General features: G+C 70.7%; 14 protein-coding genes. 6 read left to right on the top strand and 8 right to left on the bottom strand.

What is annotated here, in order from left to right:
• Positions 1–48 precede the first annotated feature (48 nt).
• On the bottom strand, positions 49–264 hold the full coding sequence (locus ACFWY6_RS17000; RefSeq protein ID WP_384690522.1) for a hypothetical protein: 216 nt from the start codon (positions 262–264) through the stop codon (positions 49–51).
• Here ACFWY6_RS17000 and ACFWY6_RS16995 point away from each other — a divergent pair.
• Together ACFWY6_RS16995 and ACFWY6_RS16990 are read left to right on the top strand one after the other, a co-directional pair.
• Positions 254–574 carry a hypothetical protein gene (locus ACFWY6_RS16995; protein WP_384690520.1) on the top strand — a complete coding sequence of 107 codons (321 nt, stop codon included), beginning with the start codon at positions 254–256 and terminating at the stop codon, positions 572–574. The genes ACFWY6_RS17000 and ACFWY6_RS16995 overlap by 11 nt on opposite strands.
• Positions 571–711 carry a hypothetical protein gene (locus ACFWY6_RS16990; protein WP_384690517.1) on the top strand — a complete coding sequence of 47 codons (141 nt, stop codon included), beginning with the start codon at positions 571–573 and terminating at the stop codon, positions 709–711. The genes ACFWY6_RS16995 and ACFWY6_RS16990 overlap by 4 nt, the downstream gene beginning before the upstream one ends.
• On the opposite strand, the gene ACFWY6_RS16985 is transcribed toward ACFWY6_RS16990, so the two are convergent.
• Positions 701–1,405, bottom strand: coding sequence for a response regulator (locus ACFWY6_RS16985; protein ID WP_384690513.1), 705 nt, complete (start codon positions 1,403–1,405; stop codon positions 701–703). The genes ACFWY6_RS16990 and ACFWY6_RS16985 overlap by 11 nt on opposite strands.
• Positions 1,402–2,631, bottom strand: a complete 1,230-nt coding sequence (locus ACFWY6_RS16980) for a sensor histidine kinase (RefSeq protein WP_384690510.1) — start codon at positions 2,629–2,631, stop codon at positions 1,402–1,404. Before ACFWY6_RS16980 ends, ACFWY6_RS16985 begins: the two co-directional genes overlap by 4 nt.
• Before the next feature lie 197 nt (positions 2,632–2,828).
• On the opposite strand from ACFWY6_RS16980, the gene ACFWY6_RS16975 reads away from it, so the two are divergent.
• Positions 2,829–4,331 (top strand): alpha/beta hydrolase, encoded by a 1,503-nt coding sequence (locus tag ACFWY6_RS16975; protein ID WP_384690507.1) that lies wholly within the window; start codon positions 2,829–2,831, stop codon positions 4,329–4,331.
• Here ACFWY6_RS16975 and ACFWY6_RS16970 read toward each other — a convergent pair.
• Positions 4,320–5,507, bottom strand: a complete 1,188-nt coding sequence (locus tag ACFWY6_RS16970; RefSeq protein ID WP_384690504.1) for a PucR family transcriptional regulator — start codon at positions 5,505–5,507, stop codon at positions 4,320–4,322. The genes ACFWY6_RS16975 and ACFWY6_RS16970 overlap by 12 nt on opposite strands.
• A gap of 180 nt (positions 5,508–5,687) precedes the next feature.
• On the opposite strand from ACFWY6_RS16970, the gene ACFWY6_RS16965 reads away from it, so the two are divergent.
• Together ACFWY6_RS16965 and pruA are read left to right on the top strand one after the other, a co-directional pair.
• Positions 5,688–6,614, top strand: coding sequence for a proline dehydrogenase family protein (locus tag ACFWY6_RS16965; protein ID WP_384690501.1), 927 nt, complete (start codon positions 5,688–5,690; stop codon positions 6,612–6,614).
• 241 nt (positions 6,615–6,855) lie between these two features.
• A complete protein-coding gene (gene pruA, locus ACFWY6_RS16960) occupies positions 6,856–8,487 on the top strand; it encodes an L-glutamate gamma-semialdehyde dehydrogenase (protein ID WP_384690499.1) in 1,632 nt (543 codons plus the stop codon).
• A gap of 89 nt (positions 8,488–8,576) precedes the next feature.
• On the opposite strand, the gene bla is transcribed toward pruA, so the two are convergent.
• The 4 genes from bla to ACFWY6_RS16940 form a co-directional block, all read right to left on the bottom strand.
• Positions 8,577–9,494: a class A beta-lactamase gene (bla, locus tag ACFWY6_RS16955; RefSeq protein WP_384690496.1), complete on the bottom strand. Its 918-nt coding sequence runs from the start codon at positions 9,492–9,494 to the stop codon at positions 8,577–8,579.
• A gap of 190 nt (positions 9,495–9,684) precedes the next feature.
• Positions 9,685–10,086, bottom strand: a complete 402-nt coding sequence (locus ACFWY6_RS16950) for a PIN domain-containing protein (RefSeq protein ID WP_384690493.1) — start codon at positions 10,084–10,086, stop codon at positions 9,685–9,687.
• A complete protein-coding gene (locus ACFWY6_RS16945; protein WP_384690491.1) occupies positions 10,071–10,325 on the bottom strand; it encodes a type II toxin-antitoxin system Phd/YefM family antitoxin in 255 nt (84 codons plus the stop codon). Before ACFWY6_RS16945 ends, ACFWY6_RS16950 begins: the two co-directional genes overlap by 16 nt.
• Entirely contained in the window at positions 10,322–10,726 is a 405-nt protein-coding gene (locus ACFWY6_RS16940; RefSeq protein ID WP_384690488.1) for a MerR family transcriptional regulator, read from the bottom strand. Before ACFWY6_RS16940 ends, ACFWY6_RS16945 begins: the two co-directional genes overlap by 4 nt.
• Positions 10,727–10,811: 85 nt before the next feature.
• Here ACFWY6_RS16940 and ACFWY6_RS16935 point away from each other — a divergent pair.
• Positions 10,812–11,540, top strand: a 729-nt coding sequence (locus ACFWY6_RS16935) for an alkene reductase (RefSeq protein WP_384690485.1), incomplete at its 3' end; no start/stop codon positions are given.

Raw genomic sequence — 11,540 nt, 5'->3', positions numbered from 1 at the left:
CCGCCCCCCCCCCCCCCCCCGCCGCGGTCACGCTGTCCCGGCCCTCAACTACCGCCAGTCGGTGCAGTACTGAGGGACGTAGCCCTTGATCTTCTTGTCGTAAGGGCTGACGTAGAGCCACTGGAAGCTCGCGCTGCTCGGCCACCGCTCGTACGCCATCGACCTTCCCGGGCACGGCAGTTCGGCCGACCGCCCCGCCGCGTACCACCGTTCGCCGCAGGACCTCAAGGCGCTCGCCGCCGCGCCCTCGCCGATGAAGGGCATCACGCTCAGCGCCGTCGGCAACGCCGTGCCCGAGCTGCTGCACCGCGTCGTCTACATCTCGGCCGCCTGCCCGACCGGATTCACCACGCCGGACGAGGAGCTCCACCCGGCCGAGCACGACGGCAATCTCCTGGACGCGGCGGTGGCGAAGATCGCGGTCGGCGACATCGCCGCGCAGGGCTTCGCCAGAGCTACGACGTGCTCGGTCCGGACAGCGTCATACGCGCGGACCGCTGGGGGCGCGTACCGCACACCTATCTGCGGCTCACCGAGGACCGCAGCATCCCCCTGCACGTACAGGACCGCATGATCGAGGAGGCCGATCAGGTCACCCCGGACAATCCGTTCGACGTCCGCTCGCTTGCCGCTTCCCACGTCGGATACTTCAGCAGGCCAAGGGAGTTCGCCGAGATCCTCGCCGGGCTTCGGTGCCGCCTCAGCCGGTGAACCCCGGCACCACCAGGCCTGATTCGTACGCGATCACCACCGCGTGGGTCCGGTTCTGCGCTCCGAGCTTGGTCAGTACGTTCCCGACGTGTGTCTTCACCGTCTCCAGGCTCACCATGAGCGACCGCGCGATCTCCGGGTTGGACAGGCCGGTGGCCATCAGCCGCAGCACCTCCTCCTCGCGCTCGGTCAGCGCCGCCCTCGGCAACGCCTCGGCGGAGCCCAGCGGGCGGGCGGCGACCATCCGGCGCAGGGCCGCAGGGAAGAGGATCGCCTCGCCCGCCGCCACCACGCGTACCGCCTCGGCGATCTGCCGGACCGGAAGGCGCTTGAGCACGAATCCGCTGGCCCCCGCGCTGAGCGCGGCGGTGACGTAACCGTCGTTCTCGAAGGTGGTGATCACCACGACCTTCGGCGGTTCGGCCGGCTCGGCGAGGAGGTGCCGGGTGGCCTCGATGCCGTTGCGACGCGGCATCCGTACATCCATCAGGACCACGTCGGGGCGCAGCCGCCGCGCCTGTTCGACGGCCTCGACGCCGTCGGCGGCCTCCCCGGCCACCGTGATCCCCGGCTGCGCCGCGAGCAGGGTGCGCAGGCCGCTGCGGGTCACCTCGTCGTCGTCCGCGATCAAGAGGGTGACGGGGGCACTGGTAGGGGTGGCGGTGGCGGCCGGGCTCGCGTCGGAGCCGGTCATGCCGACACCCGTACCGGCAGCCGGACCGCAAGCCGCCAGTGCCGCGGCCCGTCCGGGCCGACCTCGATCTCACCGTGCAGCAGCCGCACGCGCTCGGCGAGGCCGGGCAGGCCGTGCCCGGACGTCCGGAAGTCACCCGCGCCCGTACGCATGCTTGCGCCCGCCCCATTGACCACACCGAGCTCAAGGCGGTCCGGCAGGGCCGCCACCCGGACCCCGATCGGACCGCCCGTCCCGTGCCGCAACGCGTTCGTCAGACCTTCCTGCAGAATCCGGTACGCGGCCCGGGAGAGCGTCCCCTGCGCCTGCGCCAACTCGCCCGAAAGATCCACCTCAAGGACCGCGCCCGCGTGCCGCAACCGGTCGAGCAGCTCGGGCAGGTCGGCCAGGGTTCGCGTCGGCGCCGTCTCCGCCTTCTCCTCGCGCAGTACGCCCAGTACGTAATCCAGGTCCTCGAGGGCGGACCTGGCCGACTCCTCGATGCTGCGCAGCGCGGCCCGCGCCGCCCCCGGGTCGGCGGAAAGCACCTCGCCCGCGACCGCCGCCTGGATCGTGGTCGCGGTCAGCGTGTGCCCGATCGAGTCGTGCAACTCGTGGGCCAGCTTGTTGCGTTCGGCAAGGCGCTGCTCCCGCTCGGCCATCAGCGCGAGCCGCTCGGCCGACGAAGGACCCAGGAGCCTGGGCGCCAGCCACCGCAGCACGCCCGTCACCACCACGCACACGGCCGCCGCGAGCAGCAGGCAGCAGAGCGCCAACGCCCAGCCCTGCCAGCCGCCGTCGGACCGCAGCGACCGGCCGAACAGGCTCAGCCCGGCTTCGGCATCGAGCCAGTGTCCGGGGAGGGCGATCCCCATGAGGATCAGCACGCCGCTCGTCAGCGCCCCCGTCCACCCCAGCGCCGCGTGCAGCAGCAGCCAGAGGGGAGTCCGCCAGCGGTCGGCGCCGGACGGCTCGGCGGCAGGGTCCGGCAACGGCACCCTCAGGAGTTGGCGGGCGAACGCGATCAGCGCCCGTCGCGTGGTGCGGGCCAGGCCGGCCAAGCCGATCAGTGCCGCCCAGATCAGGAGGACCAGGACGGTCTGCACTCCATAGGGAGCGGATGGCCACGCCAGTGTCGGCAGCAGTGCGAAAGGCAGCAGGACAAGGCTCGCCAACGCGCCGCAATAGGCGAACAGCATGCCCGAATACGTGGAGCCGCGCAGCAGCGGCCGAATTCCCCTGATCATGATCGCCCCAGTATGGCCGGGCGGCTCACCGGTGGCCTCCCCCGATCGAGGGAGCAATTTCTCCCGCCTTCCCGCGATGTGCGTCCGCGGCCCCGAAGTCACGATCGTTCCCTGAGCAGTTGAGCGGAGGACGTCTGATGAACACGTACGGACTAAGGACGAGCATCACTGTGCGGAACACGCGAATTGCCTCTCTCATGGCCGTCGGCGCCGTGACGGCTTTCCTTTCGGCACTTACACCCGCAATGGCCCCTGCTGGATCTGAGGCATCCGTGGCTGCCAAGGACCCGCTGCGGCAGTACTCGCAACAGACCCCGCGGTGGCACCGCTGCGATGCGAAGAACCCCGCCACCTATCAGTGCGCGACGCTCAAGGTGCCGCTGGACTACGGCAATTCCGGAGGCAAGAAGACGGACATCGCGATATCCCGGATCAAGGCAGGCAGCGCAAAGGAACGTCGCGGCGTTCTGCTGCTCAACCCCGGCGGCCCCGGCGGTCCTGGTCTGGATCTGCCCGTCAGCGGGGGAGCGGACTTCCCCGAGGAAGTGAAGAGACGGTACGACCTCATCGGGTTCGACCCGAGGGGCGTCGGGCAGAGCTCGCCCGTCAGCTGCGGTCTGACCGGCGACGAACAGGACCTGGAGCGCCCGTACAAGACCGAGACCTTCGCTAAGGATGTGCAGTGGGCCCGCACGGTGGCCGCCAAGTGCCAGGCCAGGGAAGGTGACAGGCTGCGCCACCTGACCACCCGCAACACCGCTCGCGACATGGACGTCATCCGTGCCGTGCTCGGCGAGAAGAAGATCTCCTACATGGGGTTCTCCTACGGCACCTACCTCGGCGCCGTCTACGCGCGGATGTTCCCCCGGCGAACGGACCGGTTCGTCCTGGACAGTGCGGCCGATCCCGCGCGGTACGGGCGGGGCATGTTCCAGGCGATGGCGGAGAGGGCCGGGCCCGCCTTCACGCGATGGAGCGAGTGGACTGCCCGGCGGCACACGACGTACCGACTCGGCCATACCCCGGCCGAGGTCCGCGAGACGTTCTGGGACCTCGTCGCCCAGGCCGACCGCACACCCGTCGACCACGGTGGGACGCTCTTCACCGGTGACGCCATCCGCGCTCGGCGTGCCACGTTCTCCCGCGTCCAGAAGGCCGCCACATGGGTCGCCGCGCTGAAGAAGGCGGCCGAGGGCAGGAAGCCGGATCCGTCCGGCGCGCCCGAGCAGGTCCCGGGCTCCCTCCGGCAGGCGTCTGCCCGTGACGTCCCCCCGGACAATGAAACAGCGAGCGCCTGGGCCGTCCTCTGCGCCGACACCCGCACGTCGTGGCCGCGCGACCCCGAGCAGTACCGCCGCGACGCGATCCGTGACAAGGCCCGATATCCGCTGTCCGGCGACTTCGACTCCGGCATCAAGCCGTGTGCCTTCTGGAAGCCGGGCAGCGAACCCAGGACGACAGTGACCAACAGCGTCCGTGCGCTCATCCTGCAGAACGAGTGGGACCCGTCGACGCCCCTGGCCGGCGGCCAGGCCATGCACCGGGCCCTGCGCGGATCCCGGATGGTCACCGTCGCCGGCGGAGAGGGGCACATCGTCAACGGCACCGACTCCTGCGCGGACAACAGCGCCACGGTCTACCTGACCACGGGCAGGCTCCCGGTCAAGGACCTGACGTGCCGAACTCCCTCACAGCCGTGACGACTTCAGGACCATGTGAAGGAGCAGCCGGTCCTCGCCGTCGTCCAGGTCGAGGCCCGTGAGCTGCTCCACGCGCGACAGGCGGTAGTACAGCGTCTGCCGGTGGATGCCCAACTCCGCCGCGGTGCGCCCGGCTTGGCCCGCGCAGTCGAGGAACACCTCGGCCGTGCGGGCCAGTTCGCGGTGGGCGGGGGAGAGCAGATCGCGGGCCACCGGGTCGTGTGCCGCCTCCGGGGGCAGGGCCGTGAGCAGGCGGTAGGGGCCCATGTCCGACCACTGGGCCACCGGGGCGAAGCGCGGTTCGGCGCGGGCCGCGCGGGCCGCCGACGACGCCTCCCACCAGGCGGCACCGAGCTCGTCGAGGCCGTGCCGGGGGTTCGCGATGCCGGCCGCGGAGGGGCCCGCCGTGCTCGCGGCCCCCGCCGACTCCAGGAGCCGCGTGGCCGCCGACTCCGCCGGAGTCAGCACATCGGCCGAGCGCAGCCGGACCAGGACCGCGAGGCTCTGGCCCGCCGTGCCCCACGGCACCGTGCACAGGGCGGTCGCCCCCTGCACCGTACCGACCGATGGGGCGTCGTCCGGGTTGGCTGACGGCCACGGGGCGACGCACACGACCGCGTGCAGGCCCTCGCCGCGCGGGCCCAGCGCCGTGCGCAGGTCCGCCACCGCCATGTCGCGCTGCCAGCCCCGCTCGGCGGTCAGGACCGCACGGAACTCGCGGGTCAGATCGGCGCCGGCCTGCGCCTCGTCGGCGAGCAGCGCACCGATCCGGGCGGCCACCTCCATGGCCGCGCCCAGCTGGGCGTCCGTGGGCCCCGGCTCGTCGTCGAGCAGCCACACGTACCCCAGGACGAATCCCCGATGGCGTACGGGAAGGCAGATCCGGCCGCGGTAGACGCCCGCGTCCGCGGCGGGCGGGATGCGGACCGGGGCCGTCGCGCGGGTGATGCCGAAGCCCTCGAACCAGGCGCGGACCCCGGCCGTGGAGCGGCGCGTGAGGATCGACCGGGTGCGGACCGGGTCGAGGGCCGCCGCGTCGAAATCGCTGTCGCCCCCGCTGTCGTGCGCGCCGAAGGCAATCAGCTCGAAGTCGCGGTTCTCCAGCGTCGCGGGGGCGCCGAGCAGGGCCGAGATCTCGTCGACCAGTTCCTGGTAGTCGCCTTTCACGCTGTCCATTCTGACGCAGTTCGCCCTTGCCTTCAGACAGATGTCTGAGATCCAGGGCACGGATGCGTGACAGGTGTCGATGGCCCAGGATCGGAGGGATCCTTAAGTTTCACGGTGGTTCTCCGTGCCGTACCGGTTCGTTACGCATATCCAGGTACGGCCATCGCTCTATTCCCCGTGGAGGTGCCCGTGCTGGGTCCCGTGATCCTCGCCGCGTCGCGCAGCGACAAGATGCGCCGTTTCGTATCGGCGGCCCCCGGCACCAAGCAGGTCGTCGACCGCTTCATCGCCGGTGAGACGGTGGACCAGGTCGTGCCGATCATCACGGACGCCGTCGACAAGGGCCTTGAGGTCACCCTCGACGTCGTCGGCGAGGACATCACCACGCCCGAGCAGGCCTCCGCCGCACGCGACGCCTACCTGGAGCTCGTCGAGCGCCTCAAGGACCTGGGCCTGGGCACCAAGGCCGAGATGTCCATCAAGCTGTCCATGTTCGGCCAGGCGCTTGAGGGCGGCCACGAGCTGGCCCTCGCCAATGTCCGTCCCGTCGTCGAGGCCGCCGCCGCGATCGGCACGACGGTCACCCTGGACGCCGAGGACCACACCACCCTCGATTCGATGTTCGCCATCCACGAGGAGCTGCGGAAGGACTTCCCGCAGACCGGCTGCGTCATCCAGTCCTACCTCTTCCGCACCGAGGACGACGCGCGCCGCCTCGCCGAGAACGGCAGCCGCGTACGCATCGTGAAGGGCGCCTACAAGGAGCCCGCCGAGGTCGCGTACCAGGACAAGGCGGAGATCGACAAGGCGTACGTCCGCATCATGCAGATCCTGATGGAGGGCGAGGGGTACCCGATGATCGGGTCCCACGACCCGCGCCTGATCTCCATCGCACAGGAGCTCGCGCGCCGTGCCGGGCGCAAACTGGATGAGTACGAGTTCCAGATGCTGTACGGCATCCGCAGCGACGAGCACCTGCGGCTCGCGGCCGAGGGCCACCGGATGCGCGTCTACACCGCCTACGGCACCGACTGGTACGGATATTTCATGCGCCGCCTCGCGGAGAAGCCGGCCAACCTGCTCTTCTTCGCCCGCTCCATCCTCACCAAGGGCTGAGCGGTGGTTGGCGCGGCCCAGGACCCCTAGGCGGCGGCAACCACCGCCCGCAGCCGACTCAGCGGCTCAGTTCCGCTCGTCGAAGGAGATACGGAACTCGTGACTCCGCCCCAAGAGGCTTCTCACGCGCTCGCCGGAACGAGCTCGTGACGGTCAAGCCCTGACCACCGCTCAACATACGACCAGGACTTCAGTCCCCTCAGCTGAAGTCAGGGATTCACCCGGAAGAGGTAGCTATCTCATGGACGCCGTGACCAAGGTCCCCGCCCCCGTCAACGAGCCGGTGCACGGCTACGCCCCCGGTTCCCCGGAGCGTGCCCGCCTCGAGACCAAGCTCAAGGAGCTCTCCGAGAACCCCATCGAGCTGCCGATGACCATCGGTGGCGTCAAGCGCCTCGGTGGCGGTGAGCCCTTCCAGGTCGTGCAGCCGCACAACCACCAGGCCGTCATCGGCACCGGCCGCGGCGCCAACCAGCAGGACGCCCAGGACGCGATCGACGCCGCCCTCGCCGCCGCCCCGGCCTGGCGCGCGATGTCCTTCGACGACCGCGCCGCGATCATCCTGCGCGCCGCCGAGCTGCTCTCCACGACGTGGCGCGAGACGCTCGCCGCGTCCACCATGCTCGGCCAGTCGAAGACCGCCCAGCAGGCCGAGATCGACACTCCCTGTGAGCTCGTCGACTTCTGGCGCTTCAACGTCAAGTACGCCCGTGACCTGCTCGCCGAGCAGCCCGTGGCGAACTCGACCGGCGTCTGGAACCGTCTGGACCACCGCCCGCTCGAGGGCTTCGTCTACGCGATCACGCCGTTCAACTTCACCGCGATCGCCGGCAACCTGCCGACCGCCCCGGCCCTCATGGGCAACGTGGTCGTGTGGAAGCCGTCCCCGACGCAGACGCACGCCGCCGTGCTGCTCATGCAGCTCCTGGAGGAGGCGGGCCTGCCCAAGGGCGTCATCAACCTGGTGACGGGCGACGGCATCGCCGTCTCCGAGGTGGCCCTGAACCACCGCGACCTGGCGGGCATCCACTTCACCGGCTCGACGAAGACCTTCCAGCACCTGTGGAAGACGGTCGGCGAGAACATCGCCAACTACCGCACGTACCCGCGTCTGGTCGGCGAGACCGGCGGCAAGGACTTCGTCGTCGCGCACCCCAGCGCCGACCGCGCCATCCTCAAGACGGCCCTGACCCGTGGCTCCTTCGAGTTCCAGGGCCAGAAGTGCAGTGCGTCGTCGCGTGCGTACGTCCCGGCCTCGATCTGGAACTCCGGTTTCAAGGAGGAGTTCGCGGCCGAGGTCGACGGCATCAGGATGGGCGACGTCACGGACCTCTCCAACTTCATCGGAGCGGTCATCGACGAGCGCGCGTTCGCCAAGAACAAGGCGGCCATCGACCGCGCGGCGGCCGACCCGACCTGCACGATCGTCGCGGGCGGCACGTACGACGACTCGGTGGGCTACTTCGTCCGCCCGACCGTCGTCGAGTGCTCGGACCCGGCCAACGAGGTCTTCACGACCGAGTACTTCGGCCCGTTCCTGGCGATCCACGTCTACGAGGACGACAAGTACGAGGAGATGCTGACCCAGATGGAGTCGGCATCGGACTACGCCCTGACGGGCTCGGTCATCTCCAACGACCGCGCCGCGGCCGCGTACACGATGGAGAAGCTCCGCTACGCCGCGGGCAACTTCTACATCAACGACAAGTCGACCGGCGCCGTCGTCGGCCAGCAGCCCTTCGGCGGCGGCCGCGCGTCCGGCACCAACGACAAGGCGGGCGCCCCGCAGAACGTGCAGCGCTGGACGCTGACCCGCGCCATCAAGGAGACGCTGGTCCCGCCGACGGACTACTCGTACCCGCACATGGGCTGACGCCCCCTCGGGCTTCGCCGCCCGTCCCCTGAACCCCGCCTCCGATCTGGGCCCCACCCCGATCGGAGGCGGTGTCGTCTCCGCTGCGGTCAGGAGAGGGCGTCGACCACGATGCGGGTGATGTCCTCGGCGATCCGGTCCTCGCCGGGCGTTTCCGGGTCGAGGCGGGTCGTGTACACGGAGATGACCAGGGGCGCCCGGTCCGGCGGCCAGGTCACGGCGACGTCGTTGACCCCGCCGTAGGCGGGCGTACCGGTCTTGTCGCCGACCCGCCAGCCCTTCGGAAGGCCGGCCCGGATTCGCTTGTCGCCCGTGGTGTTCTCCAGGAGCCAGCGGGTCAGCTGCCCGCGGTCGAGCGGGTCGAGGGCGTCACCGAGGACGAGCTTGTCGAGGTTCGCGGTCATCGACGCGGGGGTCGTGGTGTCGCGCGGGTCGCCGGGGATGTTCGTGTTGAGCTCGGGCTCCCACCGGTCGAGCCGGGTGCGGGAGTCGCCGAGGGACCGCGCGAACGCGGTGATGCCGGCCGGTCCGCCCATCCGCCGCATCAGCAGATTGGCGGCGGCGTTGTCGCTGTAGGTGATGGTCGCGTCGCACAACTCCCGTACGGTCATGCCGGTTTCGAGGTGCAGCTCGGTCCTCGGCGATGCCGTGACGAGGTCCTCACGCGTGTACTCGATGAGTACGTCGAGCAGACCGGGCTCCTTGTCCCGCGCCCTGCGCAGGATCTCCGCCGCGGCGAGCACCTTGAACGTCGAGGCGATCGCGAAGCGTTCGTGCTCGCGGTAGCCGACGGACGCGCCGCTGCCGGTGTCCAGGGCGTGCACGCCGATGCGGCCGGGGTAGTCCTTCTCGAGCTCGCGCAGCTGCCTGCGTGCGTCGGGGAAGGCGCTCGCGCCCGCGGTGCCGGGCACGGAGAGGAAGACGGGAGTCAGGGCCGCGGCGCCTATGAGCGTTCTGCGGGAGAGGGTGCTGCGGGAGGGGGTGTTGCCGGAGGGGGATAAGTTCATGATCCCGACCGTATCGGGGCGGCGAGGCGCCGGGCGAGGAAGTCGTCGATCAGCGCGCCGATCTGCGCGGCGTGCGTCTCCAGGGCGAAGTGCCCGGCGGGCAGCAGTGGACTTCGGCTTCCGGCAAGTCGCGCCGTTGCCGCGGGGTGTCGCCCGGGAGCAGGGGCGGGCGTGGCGCCCGCACCCGGCATCAGTGGGTCGCCGACCGGACGCCGGGCAAACCGTCGAATGCTGCCTTGCCGTCCGTGGTGAACAGTTCCCTCGCGGTGGTCGCCGCAGTGGCCGCGATGATCAGGTCGTGTGCCCCTCGGGGCTTGCCTTCCCGCCGTACGTGCGCGAGCAGGCGGGCGTGCACTCGTGCCACATCCGCTGTGTAGTCCTCGATCGGGATCAGGGCGCGTACGCCGTCGACGAACTCCTGCCGCCGGGTGCGCCGGGCGTCGTCGGCGAGCTCGACGCCAAGCTGCAGCTCGGCGAGGGTGATGGCGGCGATGGTGATGTCGTCGTCCCCGTTCAGGACGCCGGCGAGCGTGCCGCCGTCACGTTCGGCGCGGATGAGCAGGCCGGTGTCCAGGATCAGGCGTCGGGCCACGACGCCCCCAGCTCGTCGGTGGTGATCTCGCGAGCGGCCAGTACGTCGTCCGCGAAGCTGTCGTCGACGGGGTGGGCGGCCAGGAAATCCTTGAGCGCCGCGCCGTTACCGGCAGGTGCCGGAGCAAGTATGGCCAGCCGTCGGCCGCCTCTGGTGATCACGATGGTCTCGCCGTGCTCCGCGCTGTCGAGCACGGATGCGAAGTTCCGGGAGACCTCTGTCGCAGTCATCGTCCTCATGGAATCAGAGTATCTGATTTCCTCTGGTCGGGGTGGTGGGGCGAGCGCTTCGACGCCGCCGTGATCACCTCGTCCAGTACCTCCCGCGCCCGCAGCAGATCCGCCACCTGGCGGTCGATCCTGGCCCGCTCCTCGGTCAGCTCGTCGACCAGCCACGGAGTCGCCGTCTCCGACGGGCCGCCGTCCTTGTCCCGCATGCACGGCAGGAGCTGGACGATCTTCGCGCTGCACAGGCCCGCCGCGAAGAGCTCCTGGATGTGCACCACGCGGTCGACCGCCGCTTCGGGGTAGTCGCGGTGGCCGCCCGGGGTGCGGTCCGCGTACAGCAGGCCCTGCTTCTCGTAGTAGCGCAGGGACCGCTCGCTCACGGCGGTACGCTGCGCCAGCTCGCCGATCCTCATGCCGTCTGAACCTCCACGCTCGAATCCCCGCCCTTCAAGCTCCACGCTTGAATCTCACACCGGTGTCAGCTTTTACCGTTCCGGCATGACGAACACCTCGCTTCTCGCCCCCTATTCCGCAGGCCGCATCGGCCACCTCCCCAACCGCATCGTCATGGCTCCCATGACCCGCGCCCGCGCCGCGGATGACGGCACTCCGCTGCCGGTCGTCGCCGAGCACTACGCCCAGCGCGCGAGCGCGGGCCTCATCGTCACCGAGGGGATCTGGCCCAGCAGCCGGGGGCAGAGCGGCTGGCGCTATCCGGGGCTGCAGACCGCCGCGCACATCGAGGGCTGGCGGCGGGTCACCGACGCCGTGCACGCCGCCGGTGGCCGGATCTACGCCCAGCTGATGCACGGCGGTCGCAACGGCCACCCGCTGGCCCGCATCGACGGCGACCTGCCGCTCGCGCCATCGGCCGTGACACCGCCCGGCCACGCGCACGGCCCCGATGGCAGCAAGCCCGACTACGTCGCCCCGCGCGAGATGAGCGTCGACGACATCCGCACGGCGGTCCAGGACTTCGTGGACGCCGCCCGCAACGCCATCGCCGCGGGCTTCGACGGGGTCGAACTGCACGGTGCCAACAGCTACTTGATCCACCAGTTCCTCGCGGACAACACCAACCTCCGCGACGACGCGTACGGCCGTGGCTCGATCGCCGACCGCATCCGTTTCGCCGTCGGGGTCCTGGGCGGCCGCGGCGGCCCGGGCGGCGCCCCGGGCGGCGGGGGCCCGGGCGCCCCCCGCCCCCCCCCCCGCCCCGGGGGGCCC

This window comes from Streptomyces sp. NPDC059037 (assembly GCF_042740015.1).
Classification (GTDB): domain Bacteria; phylum Actinomycetota; class Actinomycetes; order Streptomycetales; family Streptomycetaceae; genus Streptomyces.
Note: the sequence above shows the minus strand (reverse complement) of the source record. Positions and strands in the feature narration are given on the sequence as shown.